General features: G+C 69.5%; 21 protein-coding genes and 1 pseudogene. 18 read left to right on the top strand and 4 right to left on the bottom strand.

Features of this window, described 5'->3' with window-relative positions; all coding sequences use genetic code 11:
- Nucleotides 1-59: 59 nt before the first annotated feature.
- The 7 genes from rplL to E2E34_RS10545 all read left to right on the top strand — a co-directional run bounded on the left by rplL (nt 60) and on the right by E2E34_RS10545 (nt 10,528).
- A complete protein-coding gene (rplL, locus tag E2E34_RS10580) occupies nt 60-446 on the top strand; it encodes a 50S ribosomal protein L7/L12 (protein ID WP_138894745.1) in 387 nt (128 codons plus the stop codon).
- 516 nt (nt 447-962) lie between these two features.
- Nucleotides 963-4,445 carry a DNA-directed RNA polymerase subunit beta gene (rpoB, locus tag E2E34_RS10570; RefSeq protein WP_138901633.1) on the top strand — a complete coding sequence of 1,161 codons (3,483 nt, stop codon included), beginning with the start codon at nt 963-965 and terminating at the stop codon, nt 4,443-4,445.
- A 98-nt stretch (nt 4,446-4,543) separates the two neighbouring features.
- Complete coding sequence (locus E2E34_RS10565; RefSeq protein WP_138901632.1) at nt 4,544-8,458, top strand: DNA-directed RNA polymerase subunit beta'; 3,915 nt, start codon at nt 4,544-4,546, stop codon at nt 8,456-8,458.
- A 220-nt stretch (nt 8,459-8,678) separates the two neighbouring features.
- Entirely contained in the window at nt 8,679-9,080 is a 402-nt protein-coding gene (locus E2E34_RS10560; RefSeq protein WP_138901631.1) for a hypothetical protein, read from the top strand.
- Between the two features lie 72 nt (nt 9,081-9,152).
- Nucleotides 9,153-9,743, top strand: coding sequence for a phage tail tube protein (locus tag E2E34_RS10555; RefSeq protein WP_138901630.1), 591 nt, complete (start codon nt 9,153-9,155; stop codon nt 9,741-9,743).
- A gap of 99 nt (nt 9,744-9,842) precedes the next feature.
- Nucleotides 9,843-10,133: a hypothetical protein gene (locus tag E2E34_RS10550; protein WP_138901629.1), complete on the top strand. Its 291-nt coding sequence runs from the start codon at nt 9,843-9,845 to the stop codon at nt 10,131-10,133.
- Nucleotides 10,134-10,147: 14 nt separating this feature from the next.
- A complete protein-coding gene (locus E2E34_RS10545) occupies nt 10,148-10,528 on the top strand; it encodes a hypothetical protein (protein ID WP_208765197.1) in 381 nt (126 codons plus the stop codon).
- A 4-nt stretch (nt 10,529-10,532) separates the two neighbouring features.
- On the opposite strand, the gene E2E34_RS10540 is transcribed toward E2E34_RS10545, so the two are convergent.
- A complete protein-coding gene (locus E2E34_RS10540) occupies nt 10,533-10,952 on the bottom strand; it encodes a hypothetical protein (RefSeq protein ID WP_138901628.1) in 420 nt (139 codons plus the stop codon).
- A 10-nt stretch (nt 10,953-10,962) separates the two neighbouring features.
- Here E2E34_RS10540 and E2E34_RS10535 point away from each other — a divergent pair, with 10 nt between their 5' ends.
- The 9 genes from E2E34_RS10535 (at nt 10,963) to E2E34_RS36360 (ending at nt 18,846) form a co-directional block, all read left to right on the top strand.
- Nucleotides 10,963-11,724, top strand: coding sequence for a hypothetical protein (locus tag E2E34_RS10535; protein WP_138901627.1), 762 nt, complete (start codon nt 10,963-10,965; stop codon nt 11,722-11,724).
- A 63-nt stretch (nt 11,725-11,787) separates the two neighbouring features.
- Nucleotides 11,788-12,858: a hypothetical protein gene (locus tag E2E34_RS10530; RefSeq protein ID WP_138901626.1), complete on the top strand. Its 1,071-nt coding sequence runs from the start codon at nt 11,788-11,790 to the stop codon at nt 12,856-12,858.
- A 6-nt stretch (nt 12,859-12,864) separates the two neighbouring features.
- Nucleotides 12,865-13,710, top strand: a complete 846-nt coding sequence (locus E2E34_RS10525; RefSeq protein ID WP_138901625.1) for a hypothetical protein — start codon at nt 12,865-12,867, stop codon at nt 13,708-13,710.
- Complete coding sequence (locus E2E34_RS35375) at nt 13,697-16,072, top strand: hypothetical protein (protein ID WP_167518261.1); 2,376 nt, start codon at nt 13,697-13,699, stop codon at nt 16,070-16,072. The genes E2E34_RS10525 and E2E34_RS35375 overlap by 14 nt, the downstream gene beginning before the upstream one ends.
- Nucleotides 16,069-16,320 (top strand): hypothetical protein, encoded by a 252-nt coding sequence (locus tag E2E34_RS10515; RefSeq protein WP_138901624.1) that lies wholly within the window; start codon nt 16,069-16,071, stop codon nt 16,318-16,320. The genes E2E34_RS35375 and E2E34_RS10515 overlap by 4 nt, the downstream gene beginning before the upstream one ends.
- A gap of 79 nt (nt 16,321-16,399) precedes the next feature.
- Nucleotides 16,400-17,041, top strand: coding sequence for a hypothetical protein (locus E2E34_RS10510; RefSeq protein WP_138901623.1), 642 nt, complete (start codon nt 16,400-16,402; stop codon nt 17,039-17,041).
- Between the two features lie 104 nt (nt 17,042-17,145).
- The gene (locus E2E34_RS10505) at nt 17,146-18,018 is read left to right on the top strand and encodes a peptidoglycan-binding protein (protein ID WP_138901622.1); all 873 of its coding nucleotides are present in this window, start codon (nt 17,146-17,148) and stop codon (nt 18,016-18,018) included.
- 28 nt (nt 18,019-18,046) lie between these two features.
- The gene (locus E2E34_RS10500) at nt 18,047-18,304 is read left to right on the top strand and encodes a hypothetical protein (RefSeq protein WP_138901621.1); all 258 of its coding nucleotides are present in this window, start codon (nt 18,047-18,049) and stop codon (nt 18,302-18,304) included.
- A 203-nt stretch (nt 18,305-18,507) separates the two neighbouring features.
- Complete coding sequence (locus E2E34_RS36360; RefSeq protein WP_244315607.1) at nt 18,508-18,846, top strand: hypothetical protein; 339 nt, start codon at nt 18,508-18,510, stop codon at nt 18,844-18,846.
- 116 nt (nt 18,847-18,962) lie between these two features.
- Here E2E34_RS36360 and E2E34_RS10490 read toward each other — a convergent pair whose 3' ends face one another.
- From E2E34_RS10490 to E2E34_RS10480, 3 genes are read right to left on the bottom strand one after another with little or no spacing between them, the layout of a single operon-like run.
- The gene (locus E2E34_RS10490) at nt 18,963-19,151 is read right to left on the bottom strand and encodes a hypothetical protein (protein WP_138901620.1); all 189 of its coding nucleotides are present in this window, start codon (nt 19,149-19,151) and stop codon (nt 18,963-18,965) included.
- Nucleotides 19,148-19,897 carry a hypothetical protein gene (locus tag E2E34_RS10485; protein WP_138901619.1) on the bottom strand — a complete coding sequence of 250 codons (750 nt, stop codon included), beginning with the start codon at nt 19,895-19,897 and terminating at the stop codon, nt 19,148-19,150. The genes E2E34_RS10490 and E2E34_RS10485 overlap by 4 nt, the downstream gene beginning before the upstream one ends.
- Nucleotides 19,897-20,187, bottom strand: a complete 291-nt coding sequence (locus E2E34_RS10480; protein ID WP_138901618.1) for a WhiB family transcriptional regulator — start codon at nt 20,185-20,187, stop codon at nt 19,897-19,899. The genes E2E34_RS10485 and E2E34_RS10480 overlap by 1 nt, the downstream gene beginning before the upstream one ends.
- Nucleotides 20,188-20,359: 172 nt before the next feature.
- On the opposite strand from E2E34_RS10480, the gene E2E34_RS10475 reads away from it, so the two are divergent.
- On the top strand, nt 20,360-20,806 hold the full coding sequence (locus tag E2E34_RS10475; RefSeq protein WP_138901617.1) for a helix-turn-helix domain-containing protein: 447 nt from the start codon (nt 20,360-20,362) through the stop codon (nt 20,804-20,806).
- 112 nt (nt 20,807-20,918) lie between these two features.
- Nucleotides 20,919-21,328, top strand: a pseudogene (locus tag E2E34_RS10470) (hypothetical protein); the annotation flags it as partial.

Genomic DNA, 21,328 nt, shown 5'->3' with positions numbered 1-21,328 from the left:
GAAGTACGCCCGCCTCACATGTACATCGGCACCAGCCGAATTAGTGGAAGGACGCCATCATGGCGAAGCTGTCCCAGGACGACCTGCTCGCGCAGTTCGAAGAGATGACCCTCATCGAGCTCTCCGAGTTCGTGAAGGCCTTCGAGGAGAAGTTCGACGTCACCGCCGCTGCCGCGGTTGCCGCCGCCCCCGCCGGCGGTGCCGCCGGTGGCGCCGCTGAGGCCGCCGAGGAGCAGGACGAGTTCGACGTCATCCTCACGGGTGCCGGCGACAAGAAGATCCAGGTCATCAAGGTCGTGCGTGAGCTCACCTCGCTGGGTCTGAAGGAGGCCAAGGACCTCGTCGACGGCGCTCCGAAGCCGGTCCTCGAGAAGGTCGCCAAGGAGGCCGCTGAGAAGGCTGCCGAGTCCCTCAAGGCCGCCGGCGCGGCTGTCGAGGTCAAGTGACCTCGTTGAGTCTCTGACTCAGCTGCACACGTTCTGAGGGCGACCACCCATTCGGGTGGTCGCCCTCAGGCGTTCCCGGGACGTCGTCCTTGCTCTTGGCGCCGGGGCGAGTATCGTGATCTTCGCCGTACGCCCCTTGGGAGGCCCCGTGGGAGCCTGGGGGCCTTGACGAACCGCACGAGGCGCGCAATTCTCAGGACGCGTCGTCATACCGATCCGGATCCGAGGCATGGATCGGCGGCGTAGAGGGCAGTACTGATATGCGCATCGAGCGCATGGCTTTTCCGCAGGAGTTGAGTACAGCGAGGGTGTCAAACGACCCGCTCTGGACATCAGTGAGCCAAGTGGCTACACTGACCCTTTGCGCTGCCTGTTAGCTGCCTCCTGCCCGTCACCAGGGGCATACCCTCGCTCGAGCATCTGATGGCCGACTTCCCTGACCAGGGATTTCTGTCGCTGTGCCAGCTTGGGACCGGTACGCGCGTAGTGAGTCCGAGCCCTCGGAAGGACCCCCTCTTGGCCGCCTCGCGCAACGCCTCGACCTCCAATACGAACAACGGCGCCAGCACCGCCCCGCTGCGCATCTCCTTTGCAAAGATCAAGGAGCCCCTCGAGGTTCCTAACCTCCTTGCGCTGCAGACCGAGAGCTTTGACTGGCTGCTCGGCAATGCCGCTTGGAAGGGTCGCGTCGAGGCCGCTCTCGAGAGCGGACAGGACGTCCCCACCAAGTCTGGTCTGGAAGAGATCTTCGAGGAGATCTCGCCGATCGAGGACTTCTCCGGGTCGATGTCGCTGACGTTCCGCGACCACCGGTTCGAGCCCCCGAAGAACTCGATCGACGAGTGTAAGGAGCGCGACTTCACGTTCGCGGCTCCCCTCTTCGTCACAGCGGAGTTCACCAACAACGAGACCGGCGAGATCAAGTCTCAGACGGTCTTCATGGGCGACTTCCCGCTCATGACCAACAAGGGCACCTTCGTCATCAACGGCACCGAGCGTGTCGTCGTGTCGCAGCTGGTCCGCTCGCCGGGTGTCTACTTCGACTCCTCCATCGACAAGACGTCCGACAAGGACATCTTCTCGGCCAAGATCATCCCGTCCCGGGGTGCCTGGCTGGAGATGGAGATCGACAAGCGCGACATGGTCGGTGTCCGCATCGACCGCAAGCGCAAGCAGTCCGTGACCGTTCTCCTCAAGGCTCTCGGTTGGACCACCGAGCAGATCCTCGAGGAGTTCGGCGAGTACGAGTCCATGCGCGCCACCCTGGAGAAGGACCACACCCAGGGCCAGGACGACGCGCTGCTCGACATCTACCGCAAGCTCCGCCCGGGCGAGCCGCCCACGCGTGAGGCCGCTCAGACGCTGCTCGAGAACCTCTACTTCAACCCGAAGCGCTACGACCTCGCGAAGGTCGGCCGCTACAAGGTGAACAAGAAGCTCGGCGCCGACGAGCCGCTGAACGCGGGTGTCCTCACCAGCAAGGACATCATCGCCACCATCAAGTACCTGGTCCGGCTGCACGCCGGCGAGGTCGAGACGGTCGGCGAGTCGGGCCGGAGCATCGTCGTCGAGACCGACGACATCGACCACTTCGGCAACCGTCGTCTGCGCAACGTCGGCGAGCTCATCCAGAACCAGGTCCGCACGGGTCTGGCTCGTATGGAGCGCGTCGTGCGGGAGCGGATGACGACTCAGGACGTCGAGGCGATCACGCCGCAGACCCTGATCAACATCCGGCCGGTCGTCGCCTCCATCAAGGAGTTCTTCGGCACCAGCCAGCTGTCGCAGTTCATGGACCAGAACAACCCGCTGTCGGGTCTCACCCACAAGCGCCGCCTGTCGGCTCTTGGCCCGGGTGGTCTCTCCCGTGAGCGGGCCGGCTTCGAGGTCCGTGACGTGCACCCGTCTCACTACGGCCGCATGTGCCCCATTGAGACTCCCGAAGGCCCGAACATCGGTCTGATCGGTTCGCTCGCCTCGTACGGACGCGTCAACGCGTTCGGTTTCGTCGAGACGCCGTACCGCCGCGTCACCGAAGGTGTGGTCACCGACGAGGTCGACTACCTGACGGCCGACGAGGAAGACCGCTTCGTGATCGCCCAGGCGAACGCGACCCTCGGTGAGGACATGCGCTTCACCGAGTCGCGCGTGCTCGTCCGCCGTCGTGGCGGCGAGATCGACTACATCCCCGGTGACGACGTCGACTACATGGACGTCTCGCCGCGCCAGATGGTGTCGGTCGCGACCGCGATGATCCCGTTCCTCGAGCACGACGACGCCAACCGCGCGCTCATGGGCGCGAACATGATGCGTCAGGCCGTGCCGCTGATCACGTCCGAGGCGCCGCTCGTCGGCACCGGCATGGAGTACCGCTGCGCGGTCGACGCCGGTGACGTCATCAAGGCGGAGAAGGACGGTGTGGTCCAGGAGGTCTCCGCGGACTACGTCACCGTCGCCAACGACGACGGCACGTACACCACGTACCGGATCGCGAAGTTCTCCCGCTCCAACCAGGGCACCTCGGTCAACCAGAAGGTTGTCGTGGACGAGGGCGCCCGGGTCGTCGAGGGCCAGGTCCTCGCCGACGGGCCGGCCACCCAGCAGGGTGAGATGGCGCTCGGCAAGAACCTGCTCGTGGCGTTCATGCCGTGGGAGGGCCACAACTACGAGGACGCGATCATCCTCAGCCAGCGTCTGGTGCAGGACGACGTCCTCTCCTCGATCCACATCGAGGAGCACGAGGTCGACGCCCGTGACACCAAGCTCGGCCCCGAGGAGATCACCCGGGACATCCCGAACGTCTCCGAGGAGGTCCTCGCGGACCTCGACGAGCGCGGCATCATCCGTATCGGTGCCGAGGTCGTCGCCGGTGACATCCTCGTCGGCAAGGTCACGCCCAAGGGTGAGACCGAGCTGACGCCGGAGGAGCGCCTGCTCCGCGCGATCTTTGGTGAGAAGGCGCGCGAGGTGCGCGACACCTCGCTGAAGGTGCCGCACGGCGAGGTCGGCAAGATCATCGGCGTCCGCGTCTTCGACCGCGAAGAGGGCGACGAGCTGCCGCCGGGCGTGAACCAGCTGGTGCGCGTCTACGTCGCGCAGAAGCGCAAGATCACCGATGGTGACAAGCTCGCCGGCCGTCACGGCAACAAGGGCGTCATCTCGAAGATCCTGCCGATCGAGGACATGCCGTTCCTGGAGGACGGCACCCCGGTCGACATCATCCTCAACCCGCTGGGTGTCCCGTCCCGAATGAACCCGGGACAGGTCCTCGAGATCCACCTCGGCTGGCTCGCCAGTCAGGGCTGGAAGGTCGAGGGCAGCGAGGAGTGGATGGAGCGCCTCAAGGTCATCGGCGCCGACGAGGTCGCCCCTGGCACCAACGTCGCCACCCCGGTCTTCGACGGTGCGCGCGAGGACGAGATCGCCGGTCTCTTCGAGGCCACGATCCCGAACCGCGACGGCAACCGGATGGTCCAGCCGTCCGGCAAGGCCAACCTGTTCGACGGCCGCTCGGGTGAGCCGTTCCCGGACCCGATCTCGGTCGGGTACATGTACATCCTCAAGCTCCACCACCTGGTCGACGACAAGCTGCACGCGCGTTCGACCGGTCCGTACTCGATGATCACCCAGCAGCCGCTGGGTGGTAAGGCCCAGTTCGGTGGCCAGCGATTCGGTGAGATGGAGGTGTGGGCGCTGGAGGCTTACGGCGCCGCATACGCCCTCCAGGAACTGCTGACCATCAAGTCCGACGACGTCACCGGCCGCGTGAAGGTCTACGAGGCCATCGTCAAGGGCGAGAACATTCCTGAGCCCGGCATCCCCGAGTCCTTCAAGGTGCTCATCAAGGAGATGCAGTCCCTGTGCCTCAACGTGGAGGTGCTGTCCTCGGACGGCATGTCCATCGAGATGCGCGACACCGACGAGGACGTCTTCCGCGCTGCGGAAGAGCTCGGTATCGACCTGTCCCGGCGCGAGCCGAGCAGCGTCGAAGAGGTCTGACGGGTTGGCCGGCCGCTGCTTCACCGCAGCGGCCGGCTCTCCCCGGACCCGTTCAGACCATGATTGACTCTCGACCCCGAAAGAGGGATTGACGACAAGTGCTCGACGTCAACTTCTTCGACGAGCTGCGGATCGGCCTCGCCACCGCGGACGACATCCGGACCTGGTCGCACGGCGAAGTGAAGAAGCCGGAGACCATCAACTACCGCACGCTCAAGCCCGAGAAGGACGGACTCTTCTGCGAGAAGATCTTCGGCCCGACCCGGGACTGGGAGTGCTACTGCGGTAAGTACAAGCGTGTCCGCTTCAAGGGCATCATCTGCGAGCGCTGCGGCGTCGAGGTCACTCGCGCCAAGGTGCGTCGTGAGCGGATGGGCCACATTGAGCTGGCCGCACCCGTCACCCACATCTGGTACTTCAAGGGCGTCCCGTCGCGTCTTGGCTACCTGCTGGACCTCGCGCCGAAGGACCTCGAGAAGGTCATCTACTTCGCCGCGTACATGATCACGTTCGTGGACGAGGAGCGCCGTACGCGCGACCTGCCGTCCCTGGAGGCGCACGTCTCCGTCGAGCGTCAGCAGGTCGAGAACCGTCGCGACGCCGACCTCGAAGCCCGCGCCAAGAAGCTCGAGACCGACCTGGCCGAGCTCGAGGCCGAGGGCGCCAAGGCCGACGTACGCCGCAAGGTGCGCGAAGGCGCCGAGCGCGAGATGAAGCAGCTGCGCGACCGTGCGCAGCGCGAGATCGACCGCCTCGACGAGGTGTGGAGCCGCTTCAAGAACCTCAAGGTCCAGGACCTCGAGGGCGACGAGCTGCTCTACCGCGAGCTGCGCGACCGCTTCGGCACGTACTTCGACGGCTCCATGGGCGCGGCTGCTCTGCAGAAGCGTCTCGAGTCGTTCGATCTCGAGGAGGAGGCCGAGAGGCTCCGCGAGATCATCCGTACCGGCAAGGGCCAGAAGAAGACCCGTGCGCTCAAGCGCCTCAAGGTCGTCTCCGCGTTCCTGCAGACGAGCAACAGCCCCAAGGGCATGGTGCTCGACTGCGTGCCGGTCATCCCGCCGGACCTGCGTCCGATGGTGCAGCTGGACGGTGGCCGCTTCGCGACCTCCGACCTGAACGACCTGTACCGCCGCGTGATCAACCGTAACAACCGCCTCAAGCGACTCCTTGACCTCGGTGCTCCCGAGATCATCGTGAACAACGAGAAGCGCATGCTTCAGGAGGCCGTCGACGCGCTCTTCGACAACGGCCGTCGTGGTCGCCCGGTCACGGGCCCCGGCAACCGCCCGCTGAAGTCGCTGTCCGACATGCTCAAGGGCAAGCAGGGCCGCTTCCGTCAGAACCTGCTCGGCAAGCGTGTGGACTACTCCGCGCGTTCCGTGATCGTCGTCGGTCCGCAGCTCAAGCTGCACCAGTGCGGTCTGCCGAAGGCCATGGCGCTGGAGCTCTTCAAGCCGTTCGTGATGAAGCGCCTGGTCGACCTGAACCACGCGCAGAACATCAAGTCGGCGAAGCGCATGGTCGAGCGCGGCCGCACGGTCGTGTACGACGTGCTCGAAGAGGTCATCGCCGAGCACCCGGTTCTGCTGAACCGTGCGCCCACGCTGCACCGCCTCGGCATCCAGGCCTTCGAGCCCCAGCTGGTCGAGGGCAAGGCCATCCAGATCCACCCGCTCGTCTGCACCGCGTTCAACGCGGACTTCGACGGTGACCAGATGGCCGTGCACCTGCCGCTCTCCGCGGAGGCGCAGGCCGAGGCCCGCATCCTGATGCTGTCCTCGAACAACATCCTGAAGCCGGCCGACGGTCGTCCCGTCACCATGCCGACCCAGGACATGGTTCTCGGTCTCTTCTTCCTCACGACCGACGAGGAAGAGCGCGAGGTCATCGGTGAGGGCCGCAGCTTCGGCTCGACCGCCGAGGCGACCATGGCGTTCGACAACCGCGAGCTGTCGCTCCAGGCCAAGGTCGACATCCGCTTCCCGGTGGGCACCATCCCGCCGCGTGGCTGGGTGCCGCCGGTCGCCGAGGGAGGGGACGACGGCGTCGGGGAACGAGAGTTCCAGCAGGGTGACAGCTTCCGGCTGCGCACCACGCTGGGCCGCGCGCTCTTCAACGAGCTGCTGCCCGAGGACTACCCGTTCGTCGACTACTCGGTGGGCAAGAAGCAGCTCTCCGAGATCGTCAACGACCTGGCGGAGCGCTACCCCAAGGTGATCGTGGCGGCGACGCTCGACAACCTGAAGGCGGCGGGCTTCCACTGGGCGACCCGTTCGGGCGTCACCGTGGCCATCTCCGACGTCGTCGTGCCCGAGGCCAAGAAGGCCATCGTCAAGGGCTACGAGGCGCAGGACGAGAAGGTCCAGAAGCAGTACGAGCGCGGTCTCATCACCAAGGAAGAGCGCACTCAGGAGCTCATCGCGATCTGGACCAAGGCGACCAACGAGGTTGCCGAGGCGATGAACGCGAACTTCCCCAAGACGAACCCCATCTTCATGATGGTTGACTCGGGTGCCCGAGGAAACATGATGCAGATGCGTCAGATCGCCGGTATGCGTGGTCTGGTGTCGAACGCCAAGAACGAGACGATTCCCCGTCCCATCAAGGCGTCGTTCCGTGAGGGTCTGTCCGTGCTGGAGTACTTCATCTCCACCCACGGTGCCCGTAAGGGTCTCGCCGACACCGCCCTGCGTACCGCCGACTCGGGTTACCTGACCCGTCGTCTGGTGGACGTCTCGCAGGACGTGATCATCCGCGAGGAGGACTGCGGCACCGACCGCGGCCTCAAGCTGAAGATCGCGGAGAAGGGCGCCGACGGCATCCTCCGCAAGACCGACGACGTCGAGACGAGCGTGTACGCACGCATGCTCGCCGAGGACGTCGTCATCGACGGCAAGGTCATCGCGCCGGCCAACGTCGACCTCGGTGACGTGCTCATCGACCAGCTGGTCATGCACGGCGTCGAGGAGGTCAAGACCCGCTCGGTCCTGACCTGCGAGTCCGCGGTCGGCACCTGTGCCTTCTGCTACGGCCGCTCGCTGGCCACCGGCAAGCTGGTCGACATCGGTGAGGCGGTCGGCATCATCGCCGCCCAGTCCATCGGTGAGCCCGGCACGCAGCTGACGATGCGTACCTTCCACACCGGTGGTGTGGCCGGTGACGACATCACCCAGGGTCTGCCCCGTGTCGTCGAGCTCTTCGAGGCTCGTACGCCCAAGGGTGTCGCCCCGATCTCGGAGGCGGCCGGCCGCATCCGTATCGAGGAGACCGAGAAGACCAAGAAGATCGTCGTCACCCCGGACGACGGCAGCGACGAGACGGCGTTCCCGATCTCGAAGCGTGCCCGTCTGCTGGTGGGCGAGGGCGACCACGTCGAGGTGGGCCAGAAGCTCACCGTGGGTGCCACCAACCCGCACGACGTGCTGCGGATCCTCGGTCAGCGCGCGGTCCAGGTCCACCTGGTCGGCGAAGTCCAGAAGGTCTACAACAGCCAGGGTGTGTCGATCCACGACAAGCACATCGAGATCATCATCCGGCAGATGCTCCGCCGCGTGACGATCATCGAGTCGGGCGACGCCGAGCTGCTTCCGGGCGAGCTCGTCGAGCGCGGGCGCTTCGAGGGCGAGAACCGTCGTGTGGTCACGGAAGGCGGCCACCCGGCCTCCGGCCGTCCGCAGCTGATGGGTATCACCAAGGCCTCGCTGGCGACCGAGTCGTGGCTGTCGGCGGCGTCCTTCCAGGAGACGACCAGGGTTCTGACGGACGCGGCGATCAACGCCAAGTCCGACTCCCTGATCGGCCTCAAGGAGAACGTCATCATCGGTAAGCTCATCCCGGCCGGTACGGGTCTGTCCCGCTACCGCAACATCCGGGTCGAGCCGACCGAGGAGGCCAAGGCCGCGATGTACTCGGCCGTCGGCTACGACGACATCGACTACTCGCCGTTCGGCACCGGCTCCGGCCAGGCCGTTCCGCTGGAGGACTACGACTACGGTCCGTACAACCAGTAAGAGCGCGAGGCAGTACGACCGCGGGGCGGTCACCCTTCACGGGGTGGCCGCCCCGCGGCGTTTCCGGGGCCGGTCGGGTACGAGCAGTTCTCGTACTGAGTTGCGAAGTCGGCCTCCATGGATCACAGTTGGTGCAGCGGCAGAGCTGCGTCCGGTACCCGGGCGGCGGATCTGCCGCTTTGTGTTTTCCGCAGCACAGGCCCCCGAAGGGAGTGTCCATGTGAGTCCCCTCGCCTTCCCGGACGCGGAACGGCTCGTCGTCGATCACCTCAAGAACCGGCCGGAGCTGGCCGGGACGGTGGTCGACAACCGGCCCCCGGCCGGCTTCGACGGCACACAGAAGGCCGTCCTCGTCTCCCGCGTCGGCGGCGCGTGGGTGGACGATCTCCATCTCGACCAGCCGCTGATCGACCTGGAGGTGTACGGGCCGGACAAGACGGCGGCGCACACCGTGGCGCTGGCCGCGCGTGCCGCCGTACTCACCCTGTCCGGCACCACCTACGGTGCGGCGGCGGTCACCGACGTCGCCGAGGCGGACGGGCCGCGCTGGCTGCCCGACTACAACCGCCCCGCCGGCCATCGGTACCTCTCCACCGTCCGGATCTCCGTCCGGCCCGCTTGACCCGAGTGTTCTTCCCTTCAGGCCCCGCCACCGGCGGGGCCTTCGTCATTTCCGAATCACCGAGGAGCAGACATGGCAGGCAACAACGGCAGCCAGATCCGTGTGGCCGGCACCGGCCGGATCCTGGTCGCGAAGGCCGGGACGTCCGGTCCGGCCGCGCCGGCGCACACCGGCGACGAGTGGGCGGCCGGCTGGACCGAGCTGGGCTACACCACCACCGACGGCATCAAGTTCAACAAGAAGGACAAGATCGATCCGGTCGACACCTGGCAGTCGGTGAGCCCGGCCCGGTTCATCTACTCGGACCGCGACCTGACGGTGAAGTTCCAGCTGCTCCAGCTGAACAAGGACACGCTGTCGTTCTTCATGGGCGGTGACGCCGTCACTCCGGTGACCGCCACCGGCGTCACCGACACCTACCAGTACAAGCTGGCCGCCGAGCCGAAGCAGGACGAGCGCCAGCTGGGCATCGAGTTCAAGGACGGCGCGGACGTCACGTACCGCTTCATCGTCCCGCGCGGTCAGGTCACCGAGACCGAGGAGATCGCACTGACCCGCACCGGGGCGCTGAAGCTGGGCGTCACCTTCACGGCGCTGGCCTCCGAGGGCAGCTCGACCCTGGCCACCTGGATCATGAAGGACAAGTCGTTCGCCGCGGTTTAAGGGCCTGACCGCGGCGGTGGGGGTCCGGGGTTCCCGGGCCCCCGCCGCCGTCTCTCCCGTACGTCCCCTTCGCGTCCCACCTCACAGAGGAGCCCTTGAATGGCCGGCTTCAACGTCAACGCGGCCCGCGCCCAGCGCCTGGAGGCGCTCGGCCGCGCCTGGATCTTCGAGCTCGACGACGACGTCTTCGAGCTGCCGACCGAGCTGACCCGGGCGACCGCCCGCAAGCTGCGCGATCTCGACGACAACGACGTCGACGGGCTGCTGCGGCTGCTGCTCGGCGAGAAGCAGTACGCGCGGTTCGACCGCCACGAGATCACCATGCAGGACATCGCCGCGATCCTTGAGGCGTACGGCAAGGAGACGGGGCTCGGCCTGGGGGAAGGCTGAGCCTCGGTGCGTTCGTGGAGGAACACGCCGAGGCCCTTGAGGCCGATCTCCTGCGCCACTACGGCCTCGACCTGCTCGACTGGTACCGGGGCGGCCTGACCTCTCGTCGGCTGTCGGTGCTGCTGAAGCATCTGCCGCGGGACAGCGCGGTGGCCCGGGAACTGCACGGGGAGGCGGCGGAGTGGTCGGTCTCCGACTATCTGCTGGCGACCGCCGTCGACCAGCTCGCCGAGAGCAACTGGATGTTCGCCACGGTGAACCAGGACGAGGAGAGCGAGTGGCTCGACTATCCGACGCCGGTTCCCCGTCCCGGTGTGGAGGCCGCCGACGAGGCGCCGGCGGAACGCGAAGCGCCGGGGCCGAGTCCGACTCAATTGTCGGCCTTCTTCGGGTGACGGGTCAGCCGAAGCCCCTCGCGCCGGCGAGCACCGCACATGCCGCCTGAACCACTGCCCACGTGCCGGTGCTGACCGGCGACCAGGGCAGGAGGCGTCGCAATTCGGCCTGCGTACGGGAAAGGCCGGGAAAGGCTGGGTCGAACAGGATCGGAAGGCTTTCCCCCACCTCGCCTGTCACCCCGAAGTCGTCCGACTTCGCTGTGCGGAAGTGCAGTCGCCTCTTGTGGTCCTGATAGCTGTAGGAGAGCGAAAAGGAGCCGTTCGAGTAGTACGAGGAACGGCATGTCCCCGCTGTTTTCATTCCCCTCTTCTTCAGGCGCAGGTGTATGCAGATACGGGTCGTCGCCAGGGGGAGGACGACTGCTGTCGGGGTGAAAAGTATGACGTAGGAGATCCAGGCCGGGAAATCCAGAGACGTCACGCGACCTCCAATGACGACCGACATGCCAAAAGTAAAGGGAGGACCGATGGCTACTCCGACACCGGCATCGGGGCCCAAGGAAGAGGCGTGGATCCGCCCCTTCTGGATCAATAAGCAGGACATCGAGCACCAGAAGGAACTGTATCGCGACCTTCAGCACTCGGTCACGCTGATCAAGTACGAACTTGGCGGTCTGGCCCTGGGGCTGACGTTGGTGAAGGCGGACTTTTCCATCCTGAAGGCGGACGAGAAGGGCATCACGTTCCGTGGTCGCCAAGTCGTCACATTTCCTTGGGCGGACAAGAAGAAGTCCTTGGAAGAGCGCATCCGGCAGGTCAATAAAAAGATCTCCGAAGATCAGGAGTTCATCAACAAGAAGATCACCCGTCTCGAAAACATGAAGGCAAATGCGGAGGAGGGGAGGGGTGCGGCACGCGAAGCGCGTGATCAGGCCGGGACGGGAGGCCGTGCGGACGCGGCAAAGGAAGTGATGAAGATTCGCTTCCAAATTGCCGAGGACGTGCACCGGGCGGCTGCGATCGAAAAGAAGGTCGACCGGCAGGTGGCGAAGATCGAGGGTCGCTCCGACAAACTTGAAAAGCTCTCCGGCAAGTTGAAGACGATCACTGACAAGGAAAAGGCTCTCAAGGAAGCCGGAGAAAAGGCGAAGGAGAACGCCGAGGCGGCCAAGACCGCTCTGAGTCGGCTCAACGCGAAGCTGAAGACCACCCAGGGGGAGGTCATCAATGTGTCCAGGGCGCTCAGCGGCTGATGAGGAACGCCTCCGGGGTGCGGACCGTGGTCTCCGGGAAACTAGGGAAAGGCAGGAACGGGGATGTCACTCGCCGGAAGTCTGAGAACAGCGGGCTCCGCCATGCAGGGCTTCAACCGGATCGTGGCCGGCGGAACGACGCCACTGACCCGGCTCAAGTCCGCCGTGGGGCAGGGAAACTCGGCCCTCAGCACCATCCGTGGCGGCGCGGACCGAGCGGGCGCCGCCATCGGCAAGCTGCGTACCGCCACGGCACAGGGCGAGACCGCCGTCGGCAAGCTGCGCACGGGCCTGCGGACCGCCAACACCTCGCTCGGTACGGCCAAGGGCGGGGCCGACAAGCTCAAGGGCGCGCTCGACAAGCTCAAGGGGTCGGCCGACAAGGCCAAAACCGCGCTGCAGGGGGTCAAGCAGCAGTCCGACGCCGTGGAGAAGTCCGTCGGGAAGGCCGGCAAGAACGCCGACAAGACCGGAAAGACCATGGGCGGCGGCCTCGCCAAGGGGCTCAAGGGCGCGAGCGTCGCGCAGCGCGGGCTCAACCTGGTCATGGCCGCGAACCCGTTCGGCCTGATCATGGCGCTGCTCGCGCCGCTCATCCTCCAGTTCGTGAAGGTCGACAAGATCGTCGCCGTCGTGCAGAAGGGGTTCAAGGCGGGGATGAAGGCCATCTCGTCCGCGACCTCCGCGGCGATGAAGGCGATCGGACCCGTCCTGCGCGGCATCGGCAACATGCTGCTCACCCCGTTCCGCGGCTTCGCCAGTGCGGTCAACGTCGTCATCGGCGCGCTGAACGGGTTCAAGGTCAGCATCCCCAGCTGGGTGCCGAAGTTCGGCGGCAAGTCGTTCTCGATCAACCTCCCGAAGATCCCGGTTCCGCACCTCGCCAAGGGCGGTGTCGTCCCGGCGCGCAACGGCGGAACGCTGGCGCTGATCGGTGAGGGCGGCGAGTCCGAGGCCGTCATCCCGCTGAGCAGGCTCGACCGGATGATGAGCCCCGGCGCCGGCCGGGCGCAGATCGCCCGGCTCGCCGAGGCCGTCGAGCGGCTCGCCGAGCGTCCCGTCCACGTGCAGGTGGATTCCCAGACCATCGCCCGCGCCGTCCTCGTCGGGCAGCGCCAGCTCGCCCGGAGGTAGGCAGACATGGCAAGGAACCTCTGGATCGGCAAGCCCGGTCTGCTGCGGGAGATCTCCCAGGCGGCCAAGAGCTGGGACCGCAGCGCGGACCTGAACATCACCGAGTTCCGTTCCCTGGAGGGCCGGGTGACGCTCGTCGCCCCGCCCAGGACGACACGTCGTATGAAGCTCTCGTTCGAGTGGCTGGAGCCGGACGACGCCCAGCACCTCGTCCGGCTCGCGCGCCGGGTCACTGGCCCGGGCATGCTCGGCCGCGACGCCCCCGCCAGGGGCTCGGTCGTCGTGCTCGACCCCGCGTCGGTCAATCTGCTCGACCCGCTCCAGGCGGCCGGGCAGAGCCTCGACCCGCGCGGCGGCGACCACTGGTTCACGGTGGCCGGCGACCTCACGTTCAGGCCGTCGGCCGGCGAGGTGTTCACGGGCGACTGCAAGGACGTGGCGAGCGCGGTCGGCTGGACGCACGGCGCCTGGACCGGATGGCCGGTGGCCCCGGGCATGGACGTGTCGTGGCGGATCCCGCCGGAGTGGGACGAGGCCGTGTGCACCGCACAGCTCGACTGGAAGGCGGTGGACGGCTCGTACCTCTCGACGACCGCGGTGCCCGGCCCCGTCGTCAGCGGTACGGCGCCGGCCGCGGCCGCGTTCGTCACCCCGGTCGGCCGGCCCGGCCGCACCGGCGCGGTCACACTGGCCGGCGCCTGCCTCACCATCGGCGAGGCACCGGCCGCCCACGCGCTCGGTGACGGCTGCCCGCCGATGGCGGTCACCAACCTGACGGACACGCCGTCGGCCCGGCTGCCGTACCGGAACATCGCAATCGATCTCGTGGAGGTGCGCGGTGCAGCCAACTGACGAGAACATGCGGGCCGCTCTCGACGCGCCGGAGCGGGTGCCCGCCCACTCGACCCGGCTCGGCGGCGCGGAGCTCGGCCCGCAGATCCAGTCCTGGAAGGTGGAGCGGGCGTACAACACCGATCTCCCGGAGGCGATGCGGGCGTTCTCCGGCAGTGCCTCGGCGCAGCTGGAGGTGCTGCTCGGCGGGACCGGCGGCGAGCACGCGCCGCGCCTGTACTCCGCGTGGGCCGACCGGTCCACCGGCGACGTGGTGCGCCCGGGGCAGTCCGTGGTGCACTCGACCGGCGTCGCGGACCGGACGCTGCCCGCGTTCCGGGGCACGGTCCGCTCCCGGTCGGCCGCCTCGGGCAGTGACACGGTCACCGTCCAGGCGCTGGACGGGGCGGAGCGGCTGCGCGGCCCGGCGTCGCTGCCGCGCCCGTACCACGGCTTCTACTGGGGCCGGCCGGTCGCCAGCGCGATCTGGTGCGTGGACGAACTGCTCCGCCAGGGCGGCATCCACACCTGCCCGCCGCCGCGCGCCCCGCTCGCCGACGACAAGGACGTGGCCCCGTTCACGGTGCTGTACGCGTCGCTGCACGGCGGGTTCAACGCGACGTACGGGCAGCCCGAGGTGCTCCCCGGCAGCAGCTCGTACCGCTGGATCCGCGACGGCGCGCCGTTCGAGATGGCGCTGATGCCGGAGCAGCCGGCGCTGCGGGCGGCGTGGATGCCGCGCTCGCGGTTCGTGCTGCCGGGCAAGGTGTTCCAGGTCGAGTGCTGGGCGAACACGGCGCTGGCCAAGGACAGCATGATCGAGATGAAGGCGCTGTTCGACCGCAGCGGCGGGGCCTCCGGCTACCTCAGCGGCCGGTTCGACATCTCGACGGGGACCGTGCGCATCACCTCCGGGACGGTCGACGGCGGCTACTGGTACTTCGACTGGATCTTCCCCAAGCTGGCGGCCCTGCGGGGCAGCTGGCACCTGGGGTTCATGGTGGACACCCGGGGGACGGGCGCCACCGTGCTGCCGACGGTCCAGCCGCGGCTCACCGCGCCGGACGGCTCGTACCACGTGGGCGGGCTGGCGACGTACGTCGAGGCGTCCGCCGCCCACCCGCGTTCCGAGCTCCAGCAGATCGACCTGGTGACCGACATGGCCGTGGAGTGCCTCCAGGTCACCGACCGGGTGTGGACGGACACCGCGACCTACCCGCGCCCCGAGTGGGAGCAGAAGGACCAGTGGCGCAAGGGCGCGGAGCTGGACGACGACGCGCTGCCGCTGTTCGACATCCCGAAGGTGTCGGGCTCCCAGTGGGACGCGATCAGCGAGATCGCCCGCGCGTCGATGTCCACCGCCGAGTTCGACGAGCAGGGTGTCTTCCGCTGGCGCGGCCCGTCGCGCTTCACCAAGGTGCCGGTCGCCCCGGACGCCACGGTGACCACGGTCCGGGACATCTCCGCGCTGACCGTCAGCGAGGAGATCGACGCCTGCCGCAACCACTGCGAACAGCCGTACCAGGACTGGGCGGGCATCGGCCTCGCCCACGGTACGGCGCAGACCGACACCCGGATCAGGGAGATCAAGCCCGGGATACCGGAGGAGGTGACGTACGCGATCGCGGACGACGAGAGCGACATCGGCCCGCCGACCATCGTGGACGACACGTCCGCCTCGATCGCCAGCCACCGGGTGCGCTTCGGCAGCGCGGCGACGGGCGGTACGGCGGTGAAGGGCCAGGTCACCGTGAGTTCCCGCCGTGAGGGGCCGGCGTACATCATCCGGTTCACGAACACCGGGACCACCAGCGTGTGGACGGTCACCAAGGACGGCAAGCCGTCCGTGCAGATCGACCCGCTCAAGCGGTCGGCGGACCCGAAGCAGCGGGTGTGGGCGCGCTGGAGCCCGGCGAGCCAGCAGCACTACGGCAAGCAGCAGTACCTGGCGCCGGCGTCGGACTGGGTGCAGTCGGCGATCTCGGCGTACACCCTCGCGGGGGCGATGCTCGACGCCGGGCGGTACCCGGTGCCGGTCCTCGGCGAGGTGGAGGTGCTGCACGATCCCCGGCTGCAGCTGGGCGACGTGGTACGGGTGGTCGATTCGGCGGGGGCGAAGCTGGACACGCTCGCGTGGGTGGTCGGCATGCGCACCACGTACACGGCGGGCTCCGCGCCGCAGCAGGTCCTGACGCTGCGCGGGACCGGGTACAACGGCGTCCCGGCCGACGAGGGCCTGGTGCCCGACGCGCCGCTCGATCCGGCGTACGGGCGGCTTCGGACGTACCAGATGGTGACGGCGCAGTACGCGCAGTTCGCCGACCTGACGGCGGAGCAGCTCACCTACCGGACGCTGGTGGAGACGCTGGGAGGTGCGGCATGACCTCGGACGGCGTGACGCGTACGCCGGAGCCGGAGCCGGCGGTGGACCCCGCACCGGACCCCGGGGCCGTGGCGCCGGAAGGCGCCGGCGGCGAGGAGCCGGGGGAGCAGTCGCTGCCGCCCGGAGACCCGGCGTACCCCTCGCCGGACGCCCCGGCGCCGGTCCCGGTGCCGATCGACGATCCGGCCGCCCGCGAGGGCGACGGCGGCATGCCGCCGGACACCCTGCCGCCGCCACTGGGCGGCTGATCCCGCCCCGTCCGACCAAGGGCCGGCGCCCTGCGGGGCGCCGGCCCTTCTCGTACCCGCTTCCGAGGAGGCCCCTGACATGGTCCAGCTCACCCCGCTCAGCAATCTTCCGTATCCCCAGCCCACCGACGCGGCCAACGTGCCGCTGCACCTGCAGTCCCTCGCCGAGGCGCTCGACGGGCGGACGGTGCTGCGGGTCGCCAACACCGTCAACCTGTCCGCGATCGCCGCGCCGGTGACCGGGATGCTGGCCTGGGTCACCACGCCCGGCCGGTACTACTACTACACGGGCGGGTACTGGCACCCGGTCGCGCCGAGCCCCGTGCTGAAACTCAATCCGGTGGCCGGTACGACGGCCTCGGCCACGTACGTCGAAGCCCTGACGGGGTCCACCGGCGACACGATGGCCGCCGCCTTCACCGCGCCGCCCTCCGGCACGGTCCTCGTCACGCTCGGCGCCCGGATCAGCAGCAGCGTGGCCACCGGCGCGGGCTTCATGTCGATGACCGTCAAGCAGGGCACGACGGTCACCCTGGCCACCGCCGACACCCGTGCGGCGATCTTCGGCGGCGGCATGCAGTGCTCCGCGTCGACCCAGTTCCAGGTCAGCGGGCTGAGCGGCGGTGTCTCGTACACGGCGACGCCCGCGTACCGGTCCTCGGCGACGACCAGCACGGCGACCTTCGCCCACCGCTTCCTGCGGATCGACCCGGTCCACTGACCTGGCGTCCGCTTCCGTCCCCGGCCCCGGCCCGTCGTGTCCCACGGCGGGCCGGGGCCGTTTTCCGCACGGACCCTTCGTGCCCCGACCCCAGGAGGTCCCTGATGGCGGCACCCCTGTCACCCGACGCCTTCGCCCGCGCACTGCGCGCGGAAGGCGTCCCTCTCACCGAGCACGCCGACTGGCGTACCCACCACCGCAACCACAAAGGCGCCTGGGGCCCGGTCAACGGCGTGATGCTCCACCACACCGCCGGCTCCAGCAGCGTCGGCTTCTGCCGCCGGGGCACGCCCGGACTCCCCGGGCCGCTGTGCGTCGGCGTCGTCGCGAAGGACGGCACGGTGCACCTGGTCGGCTACGGCCGCACCAACCACGCGGGCAACGGCTGCGCCGCCGTGCTGGCCGCGGTCCGCGAGGAGCGGGCGCTGCCGAAGCCGGGCCCGGATGCCGTCGACGGCAACGCCCGGTTCTACGGCTTCGAGATCGAGAACCTCGGCGACGGCGCCGACCCCTACCCGGCGGCCCAGCTCGACGCCGTCGAGCGGCTGTCGGCGGCGCTGTGCCGCGCGCACGGCTGGTCGGCGGCCAGCGTGCTGGGACACAAGGAGTGGACCCGGCGCAAGATCGACCCGTCGTTCCCGATGGACGGCATGCGGGGCCGGATCGGCGCCCGGCTCGCCGGCCGCCCGGGCCCCGGGCGGCCGGCGCCGCCCAAGCCGCCCGCCTCGGCGTACGCGCCGTTCCCCGGCGGCGCCTTCTTCGTGCCGGGCCATCGCGACCCGTTGTTCACGGCGGTCGGAAGACGGCTGGTGGCGGAAGGGTGCGGCCGGTACTCGGTCGGTCCCGGCCCCGTCTGGGGCGCCGCCGACCGGGCGTCGTACGCCGCCTGGCAGCGCAAGCTCGGCTATCGCGGTACGGACGCGGACGGCACCCCGGGACGTGCGAGCTGGGAGCGGCTCCGCGTCCCGCGGGCCTGAGCGCGACAGAAGGAGAGGTGGTCCGCGGATGATGCGGGAGTACGAGGAGCGAGGCGTGGTGGTGGAGCTGGAACGGCTGCGGCGGTCGGTGGACGTCGGATTCGCCACCACACGGGGCGATCTGGCGCTGCTGCTGCAGCGCGCCGACCAGACGGACAAGGTGCTCGGCGAGCACGAGGAACGGCTCGACGCGCTGGAGCGCTCGCGCTGGCCGCTGCCCTCGCTGGCCGCGCTGACGTCGTGCGCGGCGCTGGCCGTCACGTTGTGGCAGGCGGCGGCGCGCTGAGCGGCGTATCGACGGCGGTGCGGCCGGAGCTAGATCGCGCGAGCGCGCAACTAGCTTGCTCGCGTTCGCAATTCGGGGCGTGCGGGGCCGGTGAGGCTCCGCGCGCCCCGGGGTGCCTGCGTTACGCTGCCCTGCGTCGAACGTACATTCGAGAAGGTGGCGATTCTGGAGCGTGGGCGCCGTACGGGTGAAGGGGAGGTGCGATGGTGAACAGCGCCGGAGAGCGGCTGGCCGACGTGGTGGCCGCGGCGGTGGAGGTGGCGGCCGAGGCCGGAGAGGCCGGTACGTACAACGCGGAAGTCGCTCGTGCGATCGCCGCGGTCGTGAACAAGGTCGGTGCGCGCGTGGTGATCGACGCGGAGGTCCGCGGGTTCACGAGCGGCTGGCGCGAGGCGATGGACCTGGTGGCCGGCGACGACGGCGAACCGGCCCGGATACTGCGACTCCCCGACCCGGCCGACGACCCCGGCCCGGCCGACGGCCGCGGCGACAGTCCACGCCCCGGCGCCGCCCCGTACCCCGGCCCGGGCCGACGCCCCTGACGCGTGCGGCGCCCGCCGGGCCGAGGCCCCCGAACCGCACGACGCGAGGCGGCCGCACCCTGTCCGGGGTGCGGCCGCCTCGCCTTCGTCGTACGCGTGGAAAGGGGTACGCGCGGTCAGGCGCGGCGGCGGGCCGTGCGCTCCGCCGCGAAGACGTCCTCCAGCCGGAAGAGCTGCGCCCGGCCCTGCCGTCCCGCCGGCGCGAGGTGCCCCAGCTGGACCCACTTGCGGATGGTCGCGGGGGCCACGGCGACCTCACGGGCGGCCAGCGTTCCGGTGATCAGGGGCTGGGCCGAGGCGCTCATCGCGCCTCCCCGGCGCCCTCGGGGGCGGGCGCGCGCTCGTCCAGGGCGACGCCCATCTCCCGCGGGTCGCCGCCGCCCGCGACCAGCGCGCTCCAGGCGTCCTCGCGCCACACGTGCCGGAAGGCGGGGTCCGTACGGCAGTCGCAGTCCTTGTCGGCGCACCGGCAGGCGGGGTTCACGCACAGCACGGCCCGCCGGGCCGGGAAGGCGCGCAGCGACACGGAGGCGCACCACGGGCAGCGGCCGCCGACCCGGACCATCGGCTCGGTGTCGCCCAGCGCCCGCCCGCAGCGCCGGGCCATCCGGCGCAGCTCGTCCCGGACATGGCCGGCGAGGAGGGGGTGTACGGCGATCCGGTCGAGCAGCGCCCCGATGCGGGCCAGCCGCTGCGGGACCCCGGCGCGGCGCGGCCGCCCGAGGCCGAGTTTCTCGTGGACCGCCTCGTCGAGCTCGCTCACGCCGTCGCTGATGTCCCGCAGCGCGTCGGAGACGTGGAGCCGCAGGGGCGCGGCGGAGTGGCCGGGGACGCTGAGGCCGTGGTCCCGCTCGACGGCGAGCGCGTCACGGCGCTCCTCGCGGATACGGGCGTCACGCGCGGCGAGTTCGGCGGCTCCGGGCTCCGGGCGGTCGCCGGACCGCCCGCGGGTGCCGGGGGACAGTTCGGCGACCAGTTCGGGGAGCTGGCGGACCAGCAGGGCGAGCCAGAGGGCGGTGTCGTGGGCCGGTGCGGGCGTGGTGGGTGCCATCAGCGTTCCCCTCGGTGCTGGGTGGTGTGCGGGGTGCGGGCGACCGGGCGGCCGTTGCGCCAGAGGCGTCCGGCGCTGACGCCGTCGAACCAGCTGTCGGCGGGGGCCACGGTCTCCTCGCAGCGGCGCACGACCGGGCAGCGCGCACAGGCGCGCAGCGCGGGCGCCGCGTCCCTCTCCCGGCGGGCGAAGACGATCTGCGGCGGCAGTCCGGAGCAGGCGGCGGCCGAGCGCCACCACGAGGACAGCGGGTCGCGCTCGTCGTCGTGCTGCGGGGCTAATGAGGTCATGACCGCAGACTGACACGTTGCGAGCGAGCGCGCAACAACATATTTCCATGGCAGTACCCGTTGATGCGCTACGCGTGTGGCTACAAACCCCCCGAAAAACCAGCTTGCGCGCGGGTAATTCTGCGCGCGCAAGCGCGCTAGGCTGTTGCCTGCTTCGGAGGGAGGCACTCTCATGACCATCAGCGAACTCGACCGGTTCGCGAGCTGGGTCGAAGACCTGATCCGGCAGCGTGGCTACGACATCGACAGTCCCCGGGGCGGGGGGAAGTCCCGGCTGGCCGACGAGGCGGGCGTCCATCGCGCCGCCATCACCCGGCTGTTGCAGCGCCAGAGCATGCCGGATCTGGAGACCACCCGGCGTCTCGCCCACGTTCTGCGCGTGCCGGTCCGCGACATGCTCATCCGCTCCGGCCGGCTCAGCGAGGAGGACCTTCCTCTCCCCGACCGGCCCCGCGCCGCGCCCGCGGGCGCGGACGGCGGGGCTCCGCGGCTGACCCTGGAGGAGGCGGCGGCCGGGCTGGGCGTGCCCGAGGACCAGCGCGACATGTTCATGCGGGTGGCCGGGCAGTTCCTCCCGCCCCCGGCAGACCGGCATGACCGGCGGCGCATCGGGGAGTAGCGCCAGGTGGGCGCCGAGTAAGCTGCTGCGGCCTGTCTCCCTCCGCCGCGGGCAGGCGCGTGCCTGCGGCGGCGCCGCGTGGTGACGGGACGGGACGGGAAGAGAGAGACGCATGGTCGAGGGCGACGGGCGCTCACGGCCGCCCGGAGACTCCCCGCGCCCCGGCGCCGGCCCGCAGCCTCCGAAGCCCCGGCCGCTCCCGCAGGACCTGCCCGGACTCCTCGCCTCGCTCGGCGAGTACCTGGAGGGCCACGGCCCCGAGGAGCTGGTCGTGCTCCTGCGCACGGAGATCGAACGCCGTGAGCTGCGCGCGTACGCCCACGGCTGGCGCGACGCCGCCGAGGAGTACGACCGGGCCCTCGGCCACGCTGACCGCGCCCGGCGCCTGTCCCTGGTCTCCCGCGCCCCCGGCCGCGCCGCGGTGATCCCGTTCCCCCAGGACGGCGAGGACGGCGAGGACGCCGAGGAAGGGCGGGCGGGGCAGGAGGAACCCGACGGGCGCGACGCGACGGAGCGCGACAC

Origin of the sequence: Streptomyces albidochromogenes (assembly GCF_005981925.1) — a bacterium.
Classification (GTDB): Bacteria; Actinomycetota; Actinomycetes; order Streptomycetales; family Streptomycetaceae; genus Streptomyces; species Streptomyces albidochromogenes.
This window is presented reverse-complemented; position numbering and strand designations above follow the sequence as displayed.